22 protein-coding genes are annotated in these 24,004 nt (G+C 46.9%); 13 read left to right on the top strand and 9 right to left on the bottom strand.

The genetic code is table 11. The annotated features are described in order from the left end of the window. Positions 1–11: 11 nt before the first annotated feature. Entirely contained in the window at positions 12–3,014 is a 3,003-nt protein-coding gene (locus PKOR_RS08080; protein WP_046310108.1) for a SusC/RagA family TonB-linked outer membrane protein, read from the bottom strand. A 584-nt stretch (positions 3,015–3,598) separates the two neighbouring features. Between PKOR_RS08080 and PKOR_RS08075 the strand changes: the two genes are divergently transcribed. After that, positions 3,599–4,483 carry a TraB/GumN family protein gene (locus tag PKOR_RS08075; RefSeq protein ID WP_052738770.1) on the top strand — a complete coding sequence of 295 codons (885 nt, stop codon included), beginning with the start codon at positions 3,599–3,601 and terminating at the stop codon, positions 4,481–4,483. A gap of 78 nt (positions 4,484–4,561) precedes the next feature. Next, positions 4,562–6,517: a M1 family metallopeptidase gene (locus tag PKOR_RS08070; protein WP_046310107.1), complete on the top strand. Its 1,956-nt coding sequence runs from the start codon at positions 4,562–4,564 to the stop codon at positions 6,515–6,517. A gap of 98 nt (positions 6,518–6,615) precedes the next feature. On the opposite strand, the gene PKOR_RS08065 is transcribed toward PKOR_RS08070, so the two are convergent. Further along, positions 6,616–6,993: a TM2 domain-containing protein gene (locus PKOR_RS08065; RefSeq protein WP_046310106.1), complete on the bottom strand. Its 378-nt coding sequence runs from the start codon at positions 6,991–6,993 to the stop codon at positions 6,616–6,618. After that, positions 6,950–7,333 (bottom strand): DUF2752 domain-containing protein, encoded by a 384-nt coding sequence (locus tag PKOR_RS08060; protein WP_071843125.1) that lies wholly within the window; start codon positions 7,331–7,333, stop codon positions 6,950–6,952. The genes PKOR_RS08065 and PKOR_RS08060 overlap by 44 nt, the downstream gene beginning before the upstream one ends. Before the next feature lie 75 nt (positions 7,334–7,408). Here PKOR_RS08060 and PKOR_RS08055 point away from each other — a divergent pair, with 75 nt between their 5' ends. Both PKOR_RS08055 and PKOR_RS08050 read left to right on the top strand, forming a co-directional pair. Further along, complete coding sequence (locus PKOR_RS08055; RefSeq protein WP_052738769.1) at positions 7,409–8,857, top strand: PQQ-dependent sugar dehydrogenase; 1,449 nt, start codon at positions 7,409–7,411, stop codon at positions 8,855–8,857. Positions 8,858–8,861: 4 nt separating this feature from the next. Next, positions 8,862–9,215, top strand: coding sequence for a c-type cytochrome (locus PKOR_RS08050; RefSeq protein ID WP_046310105.1), 354 nt, complete (start codon positions 8,862–8,864; stop codon positions 9,213–9,215). A gap of 76 nt (positions 9,216–9,291) precedes the next feature. Here the strand turns inward: PKOR_RS08050 and PKOR_RS08045 are convergent, their stop codons facing one another. Next, complete coding sequence (locus PKOR_RS08045; protein WP_046310104.1) at positions 9,292–9,672, bottom strand: hypothetical protein; 381 nt, start codon at positions 9,670–9,672, stop codon at positions 9,292–9,294. Between the two features lie 301 nt (positions 9,673–9,973). Between PKOR_RS08045 and PKOR_RS08040 the strand changes: the two genes are divergently transcribed. The 3 genes from PKOR_RS08040 to PKOR_RS08030 are packed head-to-tail and all read left to right on the top strand — an operon-like array spanning position 9,974 to position 11,141. Beyond that, positions 9,974–10,180 (top strand): YgaP family membrane protein, encoded by a 207-nt coding sequence (locus PKOR_RS08040; protein ID WP_046310103.1) that lies wholly within the window; start codon positions 9,974–9,976, stop codon positions 10,178–10,180. Then, on the top strand, positions 10,170–10,568 hold the full coding sequence (locus tag PKOR_RS08035) for a thiol-disulfide oxidoreductase DCC family protein (protein WP_046310102.1): 399 nt from the start codon (positions 10,170–10,172) through the stop codon (positions 10,566–10,568). Before PKOR_RS08040 ends, PKOR_RS08035 begins: the two co-directional genes overlap by 11 nt. A gap of 42 nt (positions 10,569–10,610) precedes the next feature. Next, positions 10,611–11,141 (top strand): dihydrofolate reductase family protein, encoded by a 531-nt coding sequence (locus tag PKOR_RS08030; protein WP_046310101.1) that lies wholly within the window; start codon positions 10,611–10,613, stop codon positions 11,139–11,141. 90 nt (positions 11,142–11,231) lie between these two features. Here PKOR_RS08030 and PKOR_RS08025 read toward each other — a convergent pair whose 3' ends face one another. The 3 genes from PKOR_RS08025 to PKOR_RS08015 form a co-directional block, all read right to left on the bottom strand. After that, complete coding sequence (locus tag PKOR_RS08025) at positions 11,232–11,459, bottom strand: hypothetical protein (RefSeq protein WP_046310100.1); 228 nt, start codon at positions 11,457–11,459, stop codon at positions 11,232–11,234. 281 nt (positions 11,460–11,740) lie between these two features. Next, positions 11,741–13,006, bottom strand: a complete 1,266-nt coding sequence (locus PKOR_RS08020; RefSeq protein ID WP_046310099.1) for a DEAD/DEAH box helicase — start codon at positions 13,004–13,006, stop codon at positions 11,741–11,743. Between the two features lie 147 nt (positions 13,007–13,153). Then, on the bottom strand, positions 13,154–13,879 hold the full coding sequence (locus PKOR_RS08015; protein WP_046310098.1) for an oxygen-binding di-iron domain-containing protein: 726 nt from the start codon (positions 13,877–13,879) through the stop codon (positions 13,154–13,156). 333 nt (positions 13,880–14,212) lie between these two features. Between PKOR_RS08015 and PKOR_RS08010 the strand changes: the two genes are divergently transcribed. The 5 genes from PKOR_RS08010 to PKOR_RS07990 all read left to right on the top strand — a co-directional run bounded on the left by PKOR_RS08010 (position 14,213) and on the right by PKOR_RS07990 (position 20,232). Then, positions 14,213–14,887, top strand: coding sequence for a TetR/AcrR family transcriptional regulator (locus PKOR_RS08010; RefSeq protein ID WP_046310097.1), 675 nt, complete (start codon positions 14,213–14,215; stop codon positions 14,885–14,887). Between the two features lie 38 nt (positions 14,888–14,925). Further along, positions 14,926–16,665, top strand: coding sequence for a peptidase domain-containing ABC transporter (locus tag PKOR_RS08005; protein WP_046310096.1), 1,740 nt, complete (start codon positions 14,926–14,928; stop codon positions 16,663–16,665). 3 nt (positions 16,666–16,668) lie between these two features. Then, on the top strand, positions 16,669–18,036 hold the full coding sequence (locus tag PKOR_RS08000; RefSeq protein WP_046310095.1) for an HlyD family secretion protein: 1,368 nt from the start codon (positions 16,669–16,671) through the stop codon (positions 18,034–18,036). Between the two features lie 8 nt (positions 18,037–18,044). Continuing rightward, on the top strand, positions 18,045–19,484 hold the full coding sequence (locus PKOR_RS07995) for a TolC family protein (protein ID WP_046310094.1): 1,440 nt from the start codon (positions 18,045–18,047) through the stop codon (positions 19,482–19,484). Positions 19,485–19,785: 301 nt separating this feature from the next. Continuing rightward, positions 19,786–20,232, top strand: a complete 447-nt coding sequence (locus PKOR_RS07990) for a DUF2059 domain-containing protein (RefSeq protein WP_046310093.1) — start codon at positions 19,786–19,788, stop codon at positions 20,230–20,232. 80 nt (positions 20,233–20,312) lie between these two features. Here PKOR_RS07990 and PKOR_RS07985 read toward each other — a convergent pair whose 3' ends face one another. After that, entirely contained in the window at positions 20,313–21,134 is an 822-nt protein-coding gene (locus PKOR_RS07985) for a sulfite exporter TauE/SafE family protein (protein ID WP_046310092.1), read from the bottom strand. Between the two features lie 180 nt (positions 21,135–21,314). Here PKOR_RS07985 and PKOR_RS07980 point away from each other — a divergent pair, with 180 nt between their 5' ends. Next, entirely contained in the window at positions 21,315–22,553 is a 1,239-nt protein-coding gene (locus tag PKOR_RS07980; protein WP_235337348.1) for an alpha/beta hydrolase family protein, read from the top strand. A gap of 487 nt (positions 22,554–23,040) precedes the next feature. Here PKOR_RS07980 and PKOR_RS25230 read toward each other — a convergent pair whose 3' ends face one another. After that, the gene (locus PKOR_RS25230) at positions 23,041–23,415 is read right to left on the bottom strand and encodes a hypothetical protein (RefSeq protein ID WP_046310091.1); all 375 of its coding nucleotides are present in this window, start codon (positions 23,413–23,415) and stop codon (positions 23,041–23,043) included. Positions 23,416–24,004: the final 589 nt, after the last annotated feature.

Below are 24,004 nucleotides of genomic sequence, written 5' to 3'. Positions count from 1 at the left end.
CCGAAATTTAATTAAAATCCTACGTTCAAGCCGAACGTCACAGTTTTAGGCACATTGATGTCGAAATTAGTTGTACCACCAACTCCACCAGCCTCTGGATCATATGGCAGGTAGTCGTCTTTTGTTGAAGTCCAAAGGTTTGTACCTCTAACGTAAACTCTCACGTTCGACATACCAACTTTGCTGATAATGCTCTCTGGCAGGTTGTAAGCAAGCGTAACATCTCTTAGACGGATGAAGTCACCTTTATTCAGGATGTTATCAGACAATCTGTGAGCATTTGTACCATCCCAGTCAAGTCTTGGGATTCTACCATCGCCAGGGTTCTCTGGGCTCTGCCATCTGTTAAGCTGAGTAGCTCTCTGGTTGTAGTAACCCAGGTAGTAACCACCACTGTTCAGGTACTGGTAGTATGGGTCATACAGGTAGTTGCCATAGCTGTAGTAGAAGCTAGCATCAAGCGCCAGACCTTTCCAAGACACTGTAGTACCGAAGCCACCAAATGCATCTGGAGAAGCTTTTTTGCCTGTAAGAGCACGCTCAGCCAGGTTATAGTTCTTAGTTGTCTCAGAACGTGTGCCGTCAGTATACCACATTGGGTTACCATCAGCTGGGTCTATACCAGCCCAAAGCGGCAGGTAGTAAGACTGAATATCCTCGCCAACTTTTCTGATGAAAGGAGAAACAAGCTGCTCATCCTGTACAAGCTCCAATACTTCGTTTTTGTTTTTAGAGATATTGAAGTTCACATCCCATCTGAAGTCACCGGCCTGAACTGGAGTAGCGTTGATGCCAAACTCGAAACCGCTGTTTCTCATTGCACCTACGTTCTCTAAGCGAGTAGTCCAACCTGTAGTTCTAGAAAGTGGTCTCTCCAATAACAGGTCTGAAGTTTCTCTTGAGTAGTAGTCAGCAGTAATGCTTAATCTGTTATTGAAGAAGGCTGCGTCGATACCTACGTCGAATGGCTTGTTTTTCTCCCAAGTCAACTCTTCGTTACCCAGTGAGTTTGGTACACTGGCAACTTGGCCGTCGTAAGTGTAAGAATAGCCATATAGGCGTCTCCAGCTGAAGTTACCGATACCTGCGTTACCGTTCACACCATAGGAAGCTCTCAGCTTTAATTGGTCTACCCAATCAATGTCCTGAATGAAGCTTTCCTGATCCAGGTTCCAGCTTGCACCAACAGACCAGAAGTTACCGTAACGATTTTCTGAACCGAAGCGAGAAGAACCATCACGACGGAAGCTAGCAGAAAGTACATACTTGCTCTGGTAAGAGAAGTCAGCGATAGCAAGCAATGAAGCGAAAGTATAGCTTTCGTTTGTACCACCAGCCTCGTAAGGGATTGCACCTACAGAAGGCACTGTATAATCAGTATTTAGCGGCAGGTTGTTAGATGTTAATGAAGAAGACAGGTACGTTGACTTCTGTGCTTCATAACCACCTTTCAGGTTAGCTACCCAAGTGTTGTCTTTGTTGATATCCCAAGTATAATCAACAAGGTTTGTCCAGATCCAGTTGAAATAACGAGTATAGTATCTAGTAGAGTAACCACCAGCTGACATACCGTCACCGTAGATAGGGTTCTGATAAGAATCCTCCTCCAGGTTGTTGTAATCTATACCATACTTAGAGGTTACTTTCAGGTTAGGCAGGATCCTGTACTCACCAGTAAAGCTACCGATACCTTTCAGTGTGTTGTTGTTGTTCTGATCCAGGTCTCGCAGTACAACTGGGTTGAATGGTGCACGAGGTCTGTCATCCGCAGCGATGCTTGGCAACAGGAACAACGAAGCCATTACAGGGTTAGCAAAGTAACCGCTGTTCAATGGTCCCGATTGATTTGAAGAAGAGATCATCAGGTTTGAAGAGAATGTAAGCTTATTGCTCAGGTCATGAGAAAGCTTAAAGTTTGTAGTGTATCTCTCAAACTCAGACTTCTGCACGATACCCTCCTGGCCAAAGTAACCAGCAGAAACGTGGAATCTAGTTTTGTCATTACCACCGTCAGCCGCAACGTTATACTGCTGCGTTACACCAGTTTGAGAGATTTCGTCTTCCCAGTTAGTGTTCACCGCAGGATCAAGACCGAAATTATCGCTCAAGAATTCTCCAATGTTGTCAGGAGTAAGACCATAACCGTTTCTGTAGTAAGAGTCATTTAACAGAGCCTCAGAAAACAGTTCAATGTTCTCAGCAGTAGTTAGAGGGCGAGTGTTTTCGTTATTATAAGCACGCTCAGACCAACCATATTCAGCGTTTAAACGAACTCTTGTTTTGCCAGCCTTACCGCTTTTAGTAGTAACAACGATTACACCGTTAGCAGCTCTTGAACCATAAATAGAGGCTGCAGAAGCATCCTTAAGTACAGTGATGCTTTCGATATCGTTAGGGTTGATACCAGCCAGTGCGTTAGCTGTAGTAGTATTTCTAGAAAGGTCACCAGAGTTGATTGGCACACCGTCGATTACATACAAAGGAGAAGAAGAGGCAGTGATTGAACCCACACCACGGATGCGGATTTCCTGCGCAGAACCTGGCTGGCCAGAAGCACCTACAGACTGTAGGCCTGGAACCTTACCTTGTAAAGCCTTATCGAAAGATGTTACCGGGATGTCAATATCCTCTGGAGTAACCTGGTTAACAGCACCTGTGTTCACAAGAGTGTTCGTAGTACCGTAACCAGTAATGATTACCTCTGAAAGTTGTTTGTTGTCTACAGAAAGGCCAACATTAACAGTAGAGGCATTTCCCACTTGGCGCTCCACAGCAGTATAGCCAATAAAGCTAAATACTAATGTGTTGCTTCCCTCAGGCACATTTATGGTATAATTACCATTGGCACCGGTTGCTGTGCCCACCTGAGTTCCTTTTACCAATACAGTAACGCCAGGCAACCCTTGCCCGCTTTGCGCATCAGTTACTGTACCCGATACTGTTTTACCCTGAGCTACCGCCTGCTGCAGCAGCGTTACTACCAGGATAAAACTGAGTAGTAGCAGTTTTTTCATGAAAGAATAATTAAGGTGAAAATTGGTTAGATTGTGTATATAAATTCAAACATAAGTATTTGGTGCAAATAATAAAACTCATCTTTTAAAAAAATTAACCATCCATAGCATAAAAAACTCATATTTTACCCGCTCCCACTAAAGGAAACCTGCCGCTAACCATTTCTGTGCAAACCTGCATTTAAGTTTAATTGACCGATGTTTTCGGAAACCTCAACACATCCGATCCTACTAACACATTTATTAGATTCTTTATAAAATATAATTAATGTTGCAACACCAATGTTTAACAGAGAATATAACTATACAGGCAAAAAAGCTGGCATAACACCTGATCAACAAGCATGCAATAGGAATATATTGTCACAACAAGGAAATAAAATAGGTTGATCTATGCCTGATCCCTTAGAACTATAGCTGTCAGAAGCTGATAAGCAGGAAAGCCTTTATCCATCGGTAGGTGTAGCATGTAAGGACAGACTGGCGCCATAAATTCTAGTATACTAAGTAAGCATCTGCACTCTATACAATCATTACATACAGCAAAAAACTACTAGATTGCATTAGTTATTAACTACAACAACATGAAAAGGAACATGCACATTATGCTGGCACTACTTCTGGTGTTAGCACAGGCGTTACCGGCTTTAGCAGGCAATAGCCAGGATGAGAATGCCTTGCTATGGCAGATTTCAGGCAAGGAGCTCAAAAAGCCATCTTACCTCTACGGCACCATCCATGCTATATGCCCTGAAAAGTTGATACTAACAGAAGCATTGCAGGCCAAAGTAAACCAAACAGAGCAGCTCACGCTGGAACTTGACATGGACGACCCCGGCATGATGGCCCAGATCATGCAGTACGCTACGCTGCCTGAAGGCCAGTCGCTAAAAGCTATGTTTGAAGATGAGGAGTATAAAGCGCTATCTGATTACTTTACCAGCAGCTATGGCATTGACCTGACGTTGCTGGATAATATGAAGCCTTTCATGCTGCAGAGTATGATCATGGCAAAATTGACAGACTGTACGCCCGAATCTTATGAACAGAAGCTAATGGAAATGGCTCATGCTCAACAGAAGGAAGTGATTGGTATTGAAAGCGTGCAGGAGCAGATGGCTGCCGTCGACAAGCTACCCAACGAGCTCTACGCCGATATGCTGGTGCGCACGGTAAGCGACATTGCGCAATCGAAAGCTGATTACCAGGAAATGGTAAACCTGTACCTGGCCCAAGACCTGAAAGGGTTGCAGGAGTTCATGAAGCGAGACTATTCGGAGGAGGATTACAGAATTTTTGATGAGGCATTTCTGACTCAACGCAACAAAGCCTGGATTCCCGTTATGGTGCAGATGGCAAAGGCCAAACCCACTTTCTTTGCGGTTGGTGCAGCGCATCTTCCCGGGGAGAATGGTGTGATAGCGCTTCTGCGTAAGCAAGGCTACAAGGTAACCCCTGTGCTAAAGTAGCGGCAGGAAGCGTAAACAATGCCTACACCTGCTCATTGCACGTACTACAGAAGACACCTCCAATTCTAAACTACCAATATGAAGGCAACATTATACGTACTGCTCCTGGCATTTCCTTTATTAAGCCAAACGCTGCAAGCTCAACATCAGCCTTTATCTGCCTGCGCTGAAAGCAGAACACAGGCCATGCAGCGGCAGGCAGTTGCTTCTCCAGCCCATGCTAAGCTAATGCAGCAGTATAATGTTACCTTCTATAAGCTAGACCTACACCTGGAGCGCAACTCCACCTATATATCAGGCAATGTAACTACTAATGCCAATCTACAAGTGGCTCAACTAGACACATTCGCGTTTGAACTTCACCCTAACTTCCAGATAGACTCAGTACTAGTGAATGGGCGCAAGCAGGCAAGTATAAGCCGTAATGCAGGTGATGTGTCTGTAAAGCTGCAAACGCCTGTTACCGCACCAGCCAAAGTAACTGCGCAAATATTTTACAAAGGCACGGCACCAAGTGGCGCTAGTGCCGCCATTGGCAATGGCTTTAGCACTGCCCGAGAGGTTAACTGGGGAGGCGCAAATGTTACCTGGAGCCTGAGCCAGCCTTATGCTGGCTATGAGTGGTGGCCCACAAAGCAGATTCTGACAGACAAAGCCGACTCCGTGCATGTATTTGTTACAACTAGTGCTGAGAACAAGGTAGGCTCTAACGGTCTTCTGACTAATACAGTTCAGCTGCCTAATAATAAGGTGCGCTATGAGTGGAAGTCGCGCTACCCTATTGCCTACTACCTTATATCTGTGGCAGTGTCTGATTATTTAGAGTATAATCTATTGGCCAACCCTACTGGTGCACCTACGCCCATTCCTATTATCAATTACGTCTACAACACGACTACCTTAAATCAGTTTAAGTCACAGATAGACCTAACGGTACCGCTGCTAGAGACCTTCTCGGACTTATTTACGCTCTACCCTTTTGCTAAGGAAAAATATGGCCATAGCATGGCTCCTATGGGCGGCGGCATGGAGCACCAGACCATAACTACCCAAAGCACCTTCAACTTCACCTTAACAGCACACGAGCTAGCACACCAATGGTTTGGGGATAATGTAACCTGTGCCACCTGGCAAGATATCTGGCTAAACGAGGGTTTCGCTTCTTATGCAGAGTACTTGGCTCTGGAGCAACTCCAGCCATTCTACGCCCCGGAGTGGATGAGTACAGCACAGGGCAGAGTTTTGGCAGTGCCAACTGGTAGTGTTTTCGTTGAAGACACTACAAATGTGAGCCGCATCTTCAACTATAGGCTAAGCTATGCAAAGGGGGCTACAGTGCTGCACATGCTGCGCTTTACCATTGACAACGATGAGCTCTTCTTTGAGGCGTTGCGTTCGTACCAGCAGCAACTTGGAGGCAGTACAGCCACCACTGCCGATTTACAGCGCGTGTTTGAGGAGACAACAAACTTAAACCTGGACTACTTCTTTGAGCAATGGTACAAAGGCGAAGGCTGGCCAACCATCACTATAGACTGGCAGCAGCAAGATGGCCAACTGGTGCTGAGCGCAACTCAAACGCCTAGCGCCAGCACCCCCTTCTTCCGAACAGATGTAGAGTACCTGATCCAAACAGCTAGCGGCGATTCACTTGTAAGAGTTTCGCAAACGGAGCAAACAGAGCAATACCAGTTCAGTTTAGATAAAGAAGTAATCGGTATCGTAATAGACCCCAATAATTGGTTGCTGGCGCGAAAAGTGATACAGAACGTTACTTCGGCACCAGCACCTCCACTAGAACAAGCCGCACGTATTTACCCTAACCCTACACAAGATCTGACAACAATAGAAAACCTGACTTTCCAGCCAAATATTTTAGAGGTGCACGACAGAACAGGACGATTGGTTTATCGCCAGCAACTGCTCTATAACCAACAGGTTCAGTTTTCTGCGGCTAGTCTACCTGCAGGCCTATACTTTATTCGCGCCTCCAACGGCAACAAATACTTTCAGGGCAAGTTTGTAAAAAGGTAGAGAGCATCTACCTTTTCTTCTCCGGACTAATTCTGCAGAGGCAAAAGCAAGCTTATAGACTCCCCTGCTGCTTTAGATCAAAAGAGACAGCACCCTTGCTACATACCGTAACCGCCTCTGCCACCATACTGCCCAAACATCATAGCCATTACCTGCTCAGCCTGCTTTACATTATACTCATAAGCCAGCCGCTTGTGGTTAATCAGGTCTACAATAGTACCGACAAAACAAAGCCCGCCTGTAAAGAAGTATAACAACCCTAAGCCTATCTGCCCAACTATAAAGCGTTGAATTCCGGCCACTCCGAAAAAGCCTACCAGCGTAGTAACCAACAGCAACGTAGGCTCGCGGCGTCGGGAGCGGTAAATGCTTGCAAACTGGTGTGCCTCTTTATCAGACATGTTCTGCACGAGGGTTTGCACATAACTCATTTCATCGGGCTCCAGGTCCGGCATCAGATGGAGGATACTTGCCATAGTTTTTCTTTGTGTATAGTTGATGATCGTATTTCCGGTGAAAGTACAGAAGCTTACCACAGCGCCACAGCAGTAGCACTACAGCAGGGACTGCCAGCGGATGAGATGCCCACATTGCCGGCCAATCGCCCCGCGCGAGGTAAGCAATGCCATGCCCCAGCCCACAACCAGGGCAGCCTGTATCCAACATCCAGCTAAAAGGGCAGAAGCTGAACAAATGTGCTTCATGCGGGTCCATTAGCGCCAACAGGCTCAGGCCGAGCAGCCACAATACAGCCTCCAAAGGTACCCATGCCCGCACCAGGCCCCATGCCTTATTCGGAGTTAAGAACAGCTTCATTTCAACTTAGGCTTATAGCGGCCGTATTGCATAATTATGATTTAATGTAAGATAAAATTCTGATAATCAAAAGGCATGAAAAAATTTTACCGGCTCCTTCCTTTGCTCATGCTACTTAGCCTGAGCGGGTGCTACACTATACTTCCATCGAAGGGAGGAGGACAGGGAGATATACGCACCAGTTCCAGACCTATCTCCCAAGCCGATATCGCACTGCCTGAAGGTTATACAATTGAAGCCGTAGCAAATGGCCTCACTTTCCCAACCAGTCTAGCTTTTGATGACCAGGGGCAACTTTATATTATAGAGGCGGGATATTCTTACGGAGAGGTGTTTCTGGAGCCAAAGCTATTGCGTGTGGAACAGGACGGAAGTCTGACAACAGTAGCCACCGGACAAAAAAATGGCCCCTGGACCGGCGTTATCTTTTATAACGGCAATTTCTATGTATCCGAGGGCGGTGAATTAAACGGTGGCAAAATTCTGCGCATCTCCCCCGAGGGCAACATTACTACTATCCTAGAGAATTTGCCTACTAAAGGAGACCACCACACCAATGGCATAGCCCTAGGCCCGGACGGTAACTTATACTTTTCAACGGGCACAGCCACCAATTCCGGCGTAGTTGGGCCAGATAACTACGACTACGGTTGGCTGAATCGATACCCGGACTTTCATGATATACCTTGCCAGGACGTGGTGTTGTCGGGGCAAAACTATACTTCTGAAATACCGGAGCATGGCAAACAAACAACAGGAGCTTATCAGCCATATGGTACACCCACTACAAAGGGGCAGGTTGTAAAAGGGAGCATTCCCTGTTCCGGGGCTGTGCTTCGCATTCCACCTGAGGGTGGGGAGCTAGAGTTAGTTGCCTGGGGCTTTCGAAACCCCTATGGGCTGGGCTTCTCTCCTAGCGGCACCTTATATATAAGTGACAACGGTTTTGATGTGCGCGGCAGCCGCCCGGCATGGGGAACTGGCGACTACTTCTGGCAGGTAGAGCCCGGGCAGTGGTACGGCTGGCCTGACTTTTCCGGGGGATTAGCTTTCAACGGCGAAAGGTTTGCCCCTCCAGGAGATAAGGCTCCTCAACCTTTATTAGCACAGCATCCCAACCAGCCTCCAAAGCCAGCTGCAAGGTTAGGCGTCCATTCCTCTTCTAATGGCTTTGACTTCTCAAGTAGCGATGAGTTTGGGTATGCAGGCGAGGCTTTTGTAGCTCAGTTTGGCGATATGGCTCCAAAAGTGGGCAAAGTTCTGGCACCTGTAGGTTACAAAATAGTACGTGTTAATGTGGCTGATGGTACTGTAAAAGACTTTGCGGCTAACAAGGGCAAAAAGGTAGCACCGGCATCAAAGCTTAAAACCGGAGGCTTTGAGCGCCCCCTCAGTGTCAGATTTTCACCAGATGGATTGAGCATGTATGTGGTAGACTTCGGCATTATGGAAATGAGCAAAACAGGGTCTCACCCACAACAGAAAACAGGAGTTATATGGAAAATCACCAGAACAAACAGGTAAACCTATGAAAAAGCTATTTATACTTTCTGTGTGGTTTCTGTTGCTACTCACTTTGAATAACTGCGGCACCGCTCGTAGGGGAGAACCTTTGTTTGAGCCGCTTACCTCAGCCACACCTGCAGTAGCGCAGGGCGAGGTGGTTTTTATGGAATACTGTCAGAAGTGCCATCCGGGAGGTACCGCTGGTCTTGGCCCCGCTATCAACAATAAACCTTTACCAGGGGCACTGATGCGGTTTCAAGTTCGCAACGGCTTAGGCACAATGCCTGCTTTTAAAGAGGAGGTTATTTCTGACCAGGAGTTGGACCACTTGGTTGCTTACTTAAAAAGCTTGAAATCGGCTAAGGATAAACCATAAAACCGAATGGGGCTAGGGCATAAAAAAAAGCTCCACAGTATGGAGCTTTTTTAAGCTTACTATATGACGTTCACAGTTATTCTTGATCTGATGAGTCGGCGGCACCGCCCTTCTCATTTAGTCTTACAACACCTGCCTGTCCTGAAGCGTTAGTCATTCTAACTTCATAAACAACTTCAGAATTAGCTGCGCCTTCAGTTGGTGTAACTTTATAAATTTCACCTACTGTCCACTCTTTGTAGACATCGCTCTTCAAAGCGTTCTGTATAGCTTCTGGCAGTTGGTCCTGCGTTACCTGCTCACGGTTACCCTCTTGGGTTTGGCCTGTTTGCTGGCCTTGCTGGCCTTGAGTTTGTGTCTGACCCTGCTGACCCTGGCCTTGCATTTGAGCGTTGGCATCCAGTGATGTAAAACCTAATATTGCTATTGCTGCTGCAAAGAATGTTGCTTTTTTCATAGTTTTATTCGTTCGTTTCTTATGTAATCTGCTTTATATATTGACAGAACCATGCCAAACTCACACTTTCTTGTATTCTGCTGAAATACAGCACTTTTAACAAATACAGACAATAAACTAATCTGTAGAACACATATAGCATCTTGTTAATTTATTCCCCAAACTGTAGAAATTTTCTACAGTTTATAGTTCCACAGGTTGCTGCACTTGGGCAGTAATCATTTTACTGCTCCCCACTCTGAACATCAACAAAAGTGTTGGACTAAAGTATAACAGAAAGCAAACCTTAAGCTTATTTTATATGGAGTGTAATGTAGGACTAGTAGAACAAAAGGCACGTGTGCTGGCGGGGCTGGCACTTATAGGAGTAGGTGCTTATTATAATTCTAAACCATTGGCAGCAGTTGGCTTGGTGCCAATTTTAACCGGTATGCTACGTTGGTGCCCGGTTAATGCAGCCATAGGATACAACAGTTGCCACAGCAAAACAGGCAATTATGGCAGATAAGACCTTCAGAACAAATGCGCCCTCAAAGCCTACTATAGTATACGATGGCGACTGCAGCTTCTGTAAATACTGGATAAGCAGGTGGCGACGCCGAACGGGTAATCAAGTGGAGTATGTGCCTTACCAAAAGGTTCCTGATGGCTTTCATGGCATAACACATGCTCAGTTCAAAAGATCAGTATATCTGATTACACAGTATGGTCAGCGCCTGCATGGGGCTGAGGCTGTAGCAGCATTGCTACAAATAAGTGGCTACAGTAGCACCTGGAACTGGATTTATCACCGTGTGCCTTTGGCGAGCACCATAGCAGAACTAGGATACCGCATAGTAGCCGACAACCGCGATGTGTTTTACAAGCTTACAAAACTGGCCTTAAAGGACATGTGATAATGATGCTTTATATCAGGAACAGTAACTATCCTCGAAGGCATGCGAAAAGTTATACTATATATTGCAGCTAGCCTTGATGGCTGTATTGCCCGCCCAGATGGCAGCACAACATGGCTCCACAACGAGGAATATACTTTGGATGGAGGGGATTTTGGGTACAGCACCCTCATGCAAAGTATAGACACTACTCTGATGGGGCACAACACTTATAAAGTGATTCTCGGCTTCGATATACCCTTCCCCTACACAGACAAAACCAATTATGTTTTCAGCCGCTCCAGCCATACAAATACCGAGCATGTAGAGTTTGTACAGGAAGAGGTGGTATCCTTCGTACAGCGGTTAAAGCAGCAGAATGGGAAGGATATCTGGCTTATTGGTGGCGGACAAATAAATACTTTGCTGCTGAATGCTGGCCTGATTGATGAGATTATACTTACCTATATCCCGATTATACTTGGCAACGGTGTTCCGCTGTTTCCCCCCGGGGCACAGGAGCATCAAGTACAGGTACAAGAGGTCAAGAACTATAAAAATGGTTTTGTGCAGATGAGGTTAGCAGCAGTTTAAAAAATAATAGCAGCGGCCAATACAGAACATCTGTTTAGCTGCTGCTATTACATATACTTTTGTGAGCTTCAAAACTTACACAGGCTACAGTTATACTACCCTTGGCCTGTCATCAAGGCTGCAGCTTGGATAAACAAAACCTTGCGCTTGTTCTTTCTCCAGCCTATGCTTTCTCAGGATGCGTTCTTCATCCAGTAACTCCTGGTTTACGGTATTGGTAAAGTATCTTGTAAAGCCTAGGCTATCATTAATTGAGCTTAAGCTATAGTTCCAAGTATCGGATATACCTCCAGTAGAGCTTCTCACATGTCGTCTCATCTCACACGCTCCTTTCTAAATTAAATCAGTTAATTTCCTATCTCATCAACACCAATAAAATTCTTAAATTTTATTCACTTAGTATAATTAAATATACGTGAAAGAATTTTCAAAGTGCTAAAACAGCAGAAATTTTAGTGCAATATTTTCAATGGATAAATCTAAATTTTAAAATGTTATAAACTAGTAGAGCAGTCGTTCTCACAGCTCGCACATAACATAAAGGCCTGTACAGATTGACTATCTATACAGGCCTTTATCAAAATCTATTGAGCCGTTGCTTATTTTTTCTTTTTAGCTTTTGCTTTTGCTTTCTTGCTCTTGGCGGCTTTAACCTTCGCGTCGGTCTCCTCTGCTTCTTTCATTAAAGATTTCCAGTCATAACTGGCATCAGCGCTGAAATCGAGGGTAGCTTCGTAGTCCTCCTTATCTACCTCTAAGACTTTAATGTCTTTGGTTAGATACTTTTGAATCTCTTCAAGCATCGGCCTTTCTTCTAGGGCACATAAGCTAACAGCTATACCTTTTTCAGTACCACGGCCAGTACGGCCTACGCGGTGCACGTAATTCTCCGGCTGCTCTGGCAGGTCGTAATTAACTACGTACTCTACATTAGGGATATCAATGCCGCGGGCACTCACATCGGTAGCAATCAGCAGCTTCACCTCCCCTTTCTTAAACTTACGCATTACATCGAGGCGGTCCTTCTGCTCTTTGCCTCCGTGTATACTTATGGCCTGTATGCCTACACGTTCCATGGCTGCCACTACACGCTCGGCACGCACCTTCGTGCGCACAAAGGCTAATATCTTCTTGTCAGGATTCTCCTTTACTACCCGCTCCAGAAAAAAGCGCTTATCATCCATCTCTACAAACATCACCGAGTGGTCCACATTTTTAGATACAGGGTCTTTTGGAGAAATCTGTATTCTCACTGGCTTGTTCACCAACGAGTAAGCCAGCTCTTTTATCTTTTCGTTAATAGTAGCCGAGAAGAACAGTGTCTGGCGCTTACGTGGTAGCTTGGCAATCAGCTGGCGGATGTCGTGAATAAAACCTAAGTCCAGCATATGATCGGCTTCATCCAGCACCAGCATCTCCACGCGGTGCAGATGTAGGTGCCCCTGGCTTACCAAGTCGAAAAGGCGGCCTGGCGTGGCTACAAGCACATCTATGCCATTCTCCAGCTTCGCTATTTGCGGCCCTTGCTCCACACCACCAAACACGCAGAACGTCTCTACACGCGTGCCACGTCCGATCTCATTGAATACCTCTGTTATCTGCAGCGCCAGCTCACGGGTAGGCACCATTACCACACATTTGATTCCATCACCTCGCTTGCGGTTTTTGCTAAACTGCAGCCTATCGAGCACAGGTATAGCGAAAGCGGCTGTTTTACCGGTTCCGGTCTGTGCTATGGCCAACACGTCCTCTCCTCTCATGATTGGCGGAATGGCTTTGAACTGGATATCAGTTGGCTTTTTAAAGCCCAGCTTGCTAAGGCTCTTCTTTATTTCGTCAGATATGCGGTAATCTTCAAACTTCATGGTAATGCAGGTTTAATCTGTTACTGCCTATACGTACGGTATAACCAGCGTGCAAAGGTAACGCTTCTTTCCGGCATTGGCTCTATCCCGCCTCTTTTACGCTAAGCCTAAGGCATCTGGAGTAGCCCTTTAACCAACAAAGCCTCTCTATTCCTCATCCTGCTCCTCTTTCATGATTGCATTCAGATCCAGCAGCGCTTGCACACAGTTACCGTTATAGGCTGAGCCGTGCATGGTAGCTAAAGTTTTTGGACCTAAGTCTGCCAGTTCTTTCAACATACCTGCAGTTTTGCCTGTGTAAGGCATATAGTTGTTAAGAGGAGTCTGCTGTATAAAGCGCAGCGTTAAGCGCACCTTCTCCAGTATGTCTGCCTCTGTTACGGCTGCCTGGTTACCATTGTGATGGAACAGGTCTGAGCACAGCAGCGTCTTGTTCTTTTCTTCAAACATAACACCGGCATCCCAACCATGTGGCAGGTGCGGTGTGGGAATAAAGCGGTAGCTGTACTTTCCGGTCTCCAGCACATCGGCTCGTGTCATACCTTTGGCTGGCCTTAGGGCAAAGTCGCTCATATTTACCACAGCACCCACCTCACTGCAAACTGCCTGTGCGTTTGGAGCTACACTTAGCCACTCATTCAGCGAGCCGCACTCGTCCACCTCAAAGTGGCTAAACCCGATCCAGCGTAGCTGATCAGGAGGAAGAATCTTAGCTACAGCCTCTTTAACCAGCGGAAACATACTTCTCATACCGGTATGGTAAAGCAGCGGCTCATCGTCTTTCACCAGAAAGTGATTGAACTGCATGTCAAACTCAGGCACATATATACTGATGCGGTAAAGGTCAGGAGCTATTTCGTCTATGGCTGTCATGGTATGAAAAGAATTAGTGATGAAGAAACATTTGAAGCACAGCAACTTTAAGTGCTATAGCATTATACGTTTTCGACCAATTCTTCATCCTGCATACCCCTCTAAATGAACAGTTTATTTCAATCTACTCATTTTTACCTAGCGCTTTTCATGCTTCGGATTCCTAGCCTTGCCTGCCGCTTTTTCAGGACCATAAAGAGGTTTCTCAAAAAAATAACAATAGCTTAACAAACTTTTTTGATAGTAATACTATTACAAACAAAAGCTTACATAACTTTGTATTACGAACAGCACTATGTAAGTGCTGTGTGAGCTACTAACAAGGATATAGCTATGGCCACAAGCATACATATTAGTCTGAAGCATCAGTCGTATCTGCGAGAGCCAGAAGGAACTGAACTGGGCAGAAAAATAATTGCAGAAAGCATTAGGCTGATAAACGAGCTCGGTTTTGAGGACTTCACGTTCAAGAAGCTAGCAACCGAAATAGGTTCTACAGAGGCCTCTGTGTATCGTTATTTCGAAAACAAACACAAGCTGCTGGTTTACCTGGTGTCGTGGTACTGGGCGTGGTTACATTATACTGTTACGTTCCGTACGCAGAACATTAACGACGCACGGGAGCGTTTAAGCCGTGCCATAGAGGTTATAACAAAAGCCGGAGAGGAAGACGACCCGGCCGTGGCCCATATTGACGAGCGCCAGCTGCACCGCGTGGTCATTGCCGAGTCACCCAAAGTATATTATACCAAGGAGGTGGACACCGAGAATAAGGCAGGCTTCTTTCTGGAGTATAAGCGCTTGTGCCACCACCTGGCTCTGATCGTGCTGGAGATAAACGCCGACTACCGTTATCCGCATGCGCTTATGAGCACAATGCTGGAGGCGGCACACCAACAGCTATACTTTGCGCAGCACCTGCCGTCGCTAACCGATGTCCGTTCAGAGCAGTATTCAGAGACTGTAGCTTTTTTAAAGCAGATAGTTTTTGCTGCAGTAGATAAGTAGCAGCCGTAGAATTTTAATTAACCGAAAATCCAGAATAGATGGGTTCCCCTACAAAAGGAAATAAATTAACACCGGGACAGCGCTTCTTAAACCTGTTGTCGATAGAGCGCCGGGAGATTATGTACATGTATGTGTATGCTGTCGCAGCAGGTCTTATCAGCCTTATGCTGCCGCTCGGCATCCAGAGTATCATTGGCTTTGTGTCCAGTGGGCAGGTAACAACATCGGTGGTAGTGTTGATTAGCCTGATTGTGCTAGCCCTGCTGATTGTAGGTGGCCTGCAGGTAATGCAGCTGTGGCTGGTGGAGTTTATACAGCAGCGCCTGTTTGCGCGCACCGCCTCCGAGTTTGCCTACCGTATTCCTCGCTTTCAGCCTGAGGCCCTGCACAAGCACAACCCGCCAGAGCTGATGAACCGCTTTTTTGATGTAGTGAGCCTGCAAAAAGGATTGGCCAAAATATTAGTCGATTTTTCGACTGCGCTTATACAGATCATTTTTGGTCTGATCCTGCTTTCCTTCTACCACCCATACTTTATCTTCTTCGGTTTTTTCCTGCTTATAGCCCTGTACCTGATCATTTGGGTTACAGCCGACAAGGGCATTGATACAAGTATAAAGGAGTCGAAATATAAGTATAAGCTGGTGGCATGGCTGGAAGAAATGGCCCGCTCCCTGAGCACCTTTAAGCTGGTTGGTCATACCAATCTACCTATGGACCGCACTAACAATTATGTTAAGAAGTATCTGGATGTCCGCAGGAAGCATTTTAAGGTTCTGATGACGCAGTACTACAGCTTTGTGGGCTTCAAAACTTTTATCACAGGCGGTCTGCTGGTGCTAGGCTGTATTCTGGTGGTGCAGCGGGAGATCAACATCGGTCAGTTTGTTGCCTCCGAAATCATCATCATCCTTATCATGACTGCCGTTGAGAAGATCATTATCAAGCTGGATTCGGTGTATGATGTACTGACAAGCTTAGATAAGATTGGTCAGGTAACTGACTTGCCAATTGAGGAGGTAAAAGGTATTAAGCTGGAGGAGGTAGCACTAGATGGAGGTCTGAGCTTACAAGCAAAAAACCTGAGCTACCACTTCCCGGACTCCAAGAAAATCGCTCTGGAAAATGTTAGCTTCAACATAAAGCCATCGGAGCGCGTCTGCCTGGCTGGCTTTAACAGCTCCGGCAAGAGCACCCTGATCAGCATACTACTTGGCCTTCTTCCATCTTACAAAGGTAGCCTGAGCTTTAATGGCGTATCCATGCACGACCTGCACAAAGGCAACTTGCGCAGCCTTATCGGCGATAACATTTCTGCAGAGCAGGTCTTTGATGGTACATTACTGGAGAATATTACCCTTGGGCGCGATCTCCCGATGAAAGACATCCTGTGGGCTATTGAGCTTACCGAGCTGTCGGACTTCGTGGGCACATTACAAGACGGCCTATATACCTACCTTACCGGCGGCAGCAGGCGACTACCAGGCAGCGTTGCCCGCAAAGTAGTAATGGCCAGAAGTTTAGTGCAACGCCCGAAGCTCCTGATTATAGACAACTATTGGGCGGGTATGGCGAAAAAGGATAGACTGGAGTTCCTGCGCCTGCTTACCGCTCCGGAATTCGACTGGACGATGATTATTGTGTCGAATGATAAGGATGTGATGCGGCTTTGCGACCGCACCCTTCTGCTGCAGGACGGGCACCTGGTAGCCAGCGGCAATTATGAGCAGATAAAGGAACTTGGTGTTCTGCAGGAGTTAACAGATGTAATTAGCTAAACTATGGCTACTAAATTAAAAGTAATAGACAACACTACGGATCATGCAGAGTTGGAGGTAATGTCGGAGGTGCAAACTCCGCGCCTTGGCCGTACGCTTGCCTATTGGATTAGCGGAATTTTCCTGATCATACTTCTTTCTTTGTTCCTGCCCTGGACGCAGAACATCCGCTCGCAAGGAACACTTACGGCACTTACCCCGGCAGACAGGCCACAAACAGTGGAGGCGACCATTGCAGGCCGTATTGAGCAGTGGCACGTAATGGAAGGCGCTTCTGTGAAGAAAGGCGATACAATTGCCAGCCTCTCCGAGATAAAGGAGAAGTACATGGACCCCTACCTGTTAGCCCGCCTGGCTGACCAGGTAGAGGCTAAGCAAAATTCTGTTGAGGCCAATCGAGCCAAAGCTGCCTCCATGCAAGAGCAGATACAGGCTCTGCGCGAGGGTCTGACTTTCAGCCTGCAAAAAGCTCGCAACAAGGTAGAACAGACCCGACTAAAGCTGCAGAGCGATAGCATGGATGTGGTGGCACAGCGTACAGAGCTGGCTATTGCTGAGTCGCAGTTTCAGCGCCAGGAGAACCTGTACAAGCAGGGGCTTAAATCGCTTACAGAGCTGGAGCAGCGCCGCATGCAGCTTCAGGAGGCACAGGCCAAGCTTGTTTCACTCATAAACAAGTATGAGTCTACACAGGCTGAGCTACAGAATGCCCGCACAGAACTGAACTCCCTGCGGGCAGAGTATGGCGATAAAATTGCCAAGGCAGAAGCGGAACTTAGCTCCACGCGCTCCTACATCTATGCCACAGAAGCAGAGGTAGCAAAGCTTCAGAGTGAGCTTAGCAGCACACAAGTCAGGAACCAGTACTACCAGATTGTGGCTCCGCAGGATGGCTACCTCGTGAGGACACTGAAAGCAGGTATCGGCGAAACAATAAAAGAAGGGGAACCGCTAGCCACCGTTATGCCACGCGATCCTGACCTGGCAGCCGAACTGTATGTGGATGCCCTCGACTTGCCGCTTATAAAACCGGGCGATGATGTGCGCCTGCAGTTTGAAGGTTGGCCTACGCTGGTATTCTCCGGATGGCCTGGTGCCAGCTTCGGTACATTTGCCGGTAGGGTTGCTGTAATTGATAATACCGGCACAAACGGTAAGTACCGCATGCTGGTAGTGCCGGACCCAGAGGAAGAGCCATGGCCGGATGCCCTGCGTGTTGGCTCCGGCGTGTACGGCTGGGCAATGCTGAATACAGTGCCTATCTGGTATGAGCTATGGCGTCAGCTAAACAACTTCCCGCCAGATTATACTAACGAAACCACCTCTGCAGCAGACGCCGGCAGTAAAGGAGGAACCTCTAAAAAGGAATAGCCTAAAGCATGCGCATTACAATTTACATAAGATTACTTCTTGTTTTCTTAGCTTTTTCCGCACCTGCCTTACATCATACTAAAGCGCAGGGGCAGGACTCAGTTGAGGTGCTTACGCTGCAGGAGTTCCACCGCATTATTCTGCAGCACCACCCCATAGCCTCACAGGCGGCTTTGTTGTCGGAGCAGGCCAAACAGGAACTACGAATTGCCCGAGGCACCCTCGATCCTGTCATCTCCAGCAAGGTATACCGCAAGGAGTTTGGCGGCAAGGAGTACTATAATATATGGAGCAATACCTTACTTGTACCCTTGTGGTTTGGACCAGAGCTAAAAGCTGGCTTTGACAAGAACCAAGGCTCCTACCTGAACCCTGAAGATTACACTCCCTCCGAAGGATTAAGCTCGGTGGGCATTTCCGTGCCACTGGGGCAAGGCCTATTCATAGATGAACGCCGTGCCACTATCCGGCAAGCACGCCTGATGCAGGATATTGCCGAGGCAGACAGAGTGAAGCTTATCAACAAATTACTGTTGCAGGCTACCAAAGACTATTGGGACTGGCTGCTGTACTACCGACAGGTACAGCTGTACCAGGAATCGGTGGAGCTGGCTGATTTCAGGTTGAAAGCTGTACGTTCACGAGTACAGGAGGGCGACTTAGCAGCCATTGATACAGTAGAGGCCTTAACAGAAGTACAAACACGGCAAGTATTGCTACAGGAGGCACAGGTAGGTTACAATAATGCTCGCCTGATGGTAGCCACACACTTGTGGGCTGAGAACCAAACCCCGCTAGAGCTTCAGGAGCATACTATACCCGCCCTCGCAGGCAGCGAAATAGTATCGTTACCACAGGAGGAGCTGCAGCAGCTATTAGAAACAGCCAAAGCAAACCACCCAGACCTGCGCAAGATAAGCCTGAAAGGTGAGCAGCTACGCATTGAGCAGCGCTTTGCCGCGGATAAGCTAAAACCAAAGCTAAATGCCGAATACAACCTGCTGCAGAAAGACTTTTACATGAATCCAGAGGCCGTAGACCGGAAGTTTATGGGAGAAAACTATAAGTTAGGTCTCAGCTTCAGCTTACCACTCTTTTTAAGGCAGGAACGCGGCAAACTTCAGCTTACCAAGGTGAAGCAACAAGCCAACAGCCTTGAACTCACGCAAGTAGCACGGGAGGTGGAAAACGGCATTTTGGCTGCTTACAATGAGTGGCTAGCCCTGGAGGAACAAATAAGGCTACAGCAGCAGATGGTAGAGAACGCCACCATACTTCGTAATGGAGAGGTTGTCCGTTTCCAGAATGGTGAGAGCTCTTTGTTCCTGGTAAACTCCCGCGAGATGAAACTAATGGAGGCACAGGTGAAGCTGTTTAACCTCAGAACAAAGTATGCCAAGGCTAGAACTTTCCTTTACTGGTCCGCAGGAAGTATAGAGGTAAACTAAACATTTAGTGGATAGTAATAGCACCTACACTTTCGGCAACTGGAAACCGAGAGTGCAGGTGCTTATTTTTTGTCCATCGGCATAGAGTCTAGCAACCGCATCAACTACGTTATAACATAAGCTTTACAACTTGATCTATATCTTACATAGCTATATACTTATATTTACCCCAAACGCACCCATACACTAATCATACATGAAAACAACCACCACCTCTTGAAGCTCCCTTACAAAGCGTAACCCTCTACTGGCAACCTACAGCCTTTTATTGCATTTCTTTATTTTCTATACTTTAACATCAATGAAAAAACTTTACACTTTACTATTTGTGCTGCTCATAGCATGCACATCCGGTTTTGCGCAGGATAACGCAAAAACCAAAGACATCAGAGAGTTACTCCGTTTAACAAAGGCGGGCGAATTAGGTATGCAGGCCATTAAAACCAGTATGGAGTCTGCACGCAGAACAAACACATCTGTTCCCGCTGAATTTTGGGATGAGTACGAAAAAAACTTTACAGTTGAAAGCCTTGTAAACCTGACAGTGCCAATCTATGATAAGCACTTCACACACCAGGAGATAAAAGATCTGATCGCTTTATACAGCACACCACTGGGTCAGAAGCTTTTAGATAAAATGCCCGTCATCATGCAAGAATCAATGTTGAAGGGGCAGCAGTACGGGCAGGAAGTTGCCACGCGTGTTATTCAGAAAATGCAGGCAGAAGGAAAGCTTCCTCAGAATTAATTCAAAAGCTGCAAAAGAGATCAGGCGCCATACCTATACTTTAGGAGATGGCGTCTGATTTATTTGGTCCTTCGATCAACTCACCCTTTTCTGCCGAACAACTGCTGCACCGAGGAGGCAGCTTTGGCAAGATCGCTGCCTCCAGTGCCATAGGTATCGTAGGCAAACTTGAGGATAATGCCCGTTACCACTACCAGGAACAGCACCCGCACAAAGCCAACACCACGCTTCAGCGCCGTACGCGTACCCAACTGAGAGCCCAGTATACTGCACACCGCCATTGGCACAGCCACCTCGTAAAGCACATGCCCGTTCCAAGCAAAGTATAGCAAGGCCGACAGGTTAGTTGCCACATTCACCACTTTAGAGGCTGCCGATGCTGCCAAGAAGTTAAACCCGAATATGCCTATAAAGATAAAAATGAGGAAGCTGCCTGTTCCAGGTCCGAAGAACCCATCGTAGAAACCTATGGCTGCACCAATCAACAAGCCGTAGAAGCGCTCTTTGGACTCCGTAAGCTTTGGCGCATGCAGAGAACCAAAATCTTTTCTGATGAAAGTATAAACCGCCACTAAAACCAACAGCACCAGCATAAGCGGCTTTAACAAGCTGGCGTCGAGGTGGCTAAGAGCACGCGCTCCCAGAAACGAGCACACAAATGCTGCTAGTGCTGCCGGAAGTATAGCCAGGTAGTTGATCTTAACACTGCGCACATACTTAACCATAGCAGCAGTGGTGCCCGCTATACCAGCAAACTTGCCTGTACCAAACACCGTGGGCAACGGAACACCCGGTAAAAAGATAAGTAGGGCCGGAACCTGTATCAATCCGCCTCCTCCCACCACTGAATCTATAAAGCCCGCCATAAAGGCAAACAGGCACAGGCAAATAATTTCTTCCACGGTAATCTAATGTAGTAAGGCCGACACTCCACATGCCGGCAAAAGCGGCGCAAGATACGGCACAGGCACATTATCCAAAGCACACACTACAAGAATTTTGCGATTGATTTTTACCAAGCCTTATGGCACTTCTGAGACCTAAATACTGTTGTGCGCTTGCACATCAAAAGGAAATCACCCGTGATTAAGAAATTAGTTGTTTATATTTTACTACTCGGCACTTTGCTGAGCCATACTTCCTGCGATAAAGAAGCTACAGCCGCTGCACCCTCTGTTGCAGACGCCCCTGTTGAAGATACTCCAACCGTAGCACCTCCCAAGGAGAAAGACTTTTATGTATCCTCTGAGCTACTGTTAAGCGTGCCGAAGGAAATGCTGCAGCAGTTAGTTTCTTCTAAAAGCTTCGGCACCTATAGCAGTGACATAAAGTATGGCGTGTCGATTTACAAGATGGTTTATACTACCACTTACCTGAACCGTGAGATCAAAGCATCCGGCCTGGTTTGCGTGCCACAGAATATGACCACACCAGCCCCTGTTATCAGTGCCCAGCACGGAACAAACTTTGCCCATCGCGATGCTCCTTCCAACTTCGAAGGCATTTCAGGTTTTGAACTGTTTGCCTCTGCCGGTTACGTAATGCTGATTCCGGACTACATCGGCTTTGGTGAGTCTAAGGATATCCTGCACCCATACTACAACCAGAAGTACTCTGCTCTGGCAGTGGTAGACATGATCAAAGCAGCTAAGACACTGTACAAAGAGATCGACCTTACTGTAAATGATAAGCTCTTCCTGGTTGGATACTCGGAGGGTGGTTACGTAACGCTTTCTGCGCAAAAAGAGATTGAGACTAATCCGGAGCATGGCCTGAGGGTAACAGCCTCTGCAGCCGGCGCAGGTGGCTACGACCTGATGGATATGCTGGGCCATGTAAAGTCGGGAGCGCCTTACTCCTACCCTGCTTACCTGGCTTATGTACTGCAGTCCTATAACAACAGCTACCAGTGGAACCGCCCTATGACAGAGTTCTTCCAGGAGCCGTACGCTACTAAAATGCCATCCTTGTTCGACGGCAGCAAGAGTGGAAGCGCTATCAACAGAGAGCTAACCACTGACCCTAAAAAGCTCTTCAGCCCGACTTTTTATGCTGACCTTCAGAATGAGCAGAAGGAACTGCCGCTAAAAAAAGCGTTGCTGGACAACAGTTTCTACGATTGGGTACCACAGAGCCCAACCCGCCTCTACCATGGCACCACCGATAATGTTGTACCATACAGTAACTCCAAACAGACTTATGATAGGTTTATGCAGAAAGGAGCAAAACAGCTAGAGTTCTTCACGATAGAAGGCGAAGGCCATGGCTCAGCTTTCGAACCAATGCTGCAGTCTGTAATACCTTGGATAAAGCAATTCTAGACGATTAATATCAAATCCCCGCACCTAGACAGTGTGGGGATTTTTATTTTCATACGTTTGCTAAAAAATTCAGCAAGCATTGATCGGGTGTATAATTCAGGTACAGATGTGGATAAGATGGCTTATCCACAAAGTTGCTAACATTATTAGCTGCTACTCCAATAAATTTAGCAGATAGTACAACTCAGAATCTCCCTCCCACAACCATTTTCTCGTTAAACTCACTCTTCTCCCCATTTAGCCCGAAAAGCTCGATGTAGAACAGGTAATAGCCAATGTTAGCTTTTGGCCATCCTCCCGCAGGCTATCCCACTGAAAAAAGCCTTCGGCAGCCAAAAGCTCGTCGCGTGCCAACTTTCATATTCCGCGACCCTGTGGATCATAAATGGTTATGTTAACGACTAAGCCAGTTTTGTCGGAGTGATAGTTGATGGTAGTATAGTCCTCATACCCGTCTCCATCCGGCGAGAATACTTTTGGGAAGACATCAAATACCTGCCGTGCCGCCTCTATTCCCTCCTGCGATTGCGAGTTTTTGTAACCAGGTGTGGCAAAAACGGTTGTAGTCGTCGAAGTAGAACTTTTGGCTGTTGGCAGCGCTATAGCAGAGCAAATTACCGAAGTATGAAGAGCGTTTATAGGTGGCGTCGGTGGCAGTGCCTTGGCTTACATAATTTTCGCCAGTCCCGCTTATGTCTATACTTAGCTCCCACTCATGGGTGATGCTTCTAGTTACCCACACGCGCACCACATTATTACTGGTGGCTACAGTTTTGTCTTGTCCGTTGATGATGTTGACGGCAGTTATACCTGCATCTTTTCGGAAGAGGCTTACCTCGTCTGGGGTGCCGCCAATGCGCACAAAATAGCCGCTGGTGCTGGCACTCCTCAGGTCTTCGGAATCGGAAATAAGGAAGATGTCGGCGTAGTTACTGGAATAAGTTGCTAAGCGCAGATTCGCCCAGAATTCCCAAGTGGTACCTACAGCCGCTCGTGAGGGTGTGGTAAGCTGAAGTATAGTGCCTGTTACGGCGGGCCCATTGCTTTGCAGCTGGTTCTGCGGGTTTATGGTAAAGCTATCCGTGTTTCCGGACCAGGCGGGGTTTTGGGTAAAGTTGCCGTCGGAGAAGTCTTCCTATAGCTGCGCAGTAGATACTAAGGGGAGCAGCATCAAAAGTACAAGGGAAAAGAGCATTACGCTAAAGGGATACGGCCTGTACTCTTTTTTATTTCTGGAGGTATAAATGTGTGGCTAAGTATGGGAAAGAGGACACAAGGATTTACCGATTTTACTTTTTTGGCAAAGGTTTGTGGTAAAGTTTGTTTCATGCGCAGAAATTCTGATGAAAACTTACGAAATTGCAGCTGCTTGAAAAATTGAGTCGGCGGTTTTAAGGCAAAAGGTAAAAAGAACACCTAAGCCTGCCGGAGCACCCGAGCGAAGAGAGACT

The organism is Pontibacter korlensis, from assembly GCF_000973725.1.
Taxonomy (GTDB): Bacteria; Bacteroidota; Bacteroidia; order Cytophagales; family Hymenobacteraceae; genus Pontibacter; species Pontibacter korlensis.
Note: the sequence above shows the minus strand (reverse complement) of the source record. Positions and strands in the feature narration are given on the sequence as shown.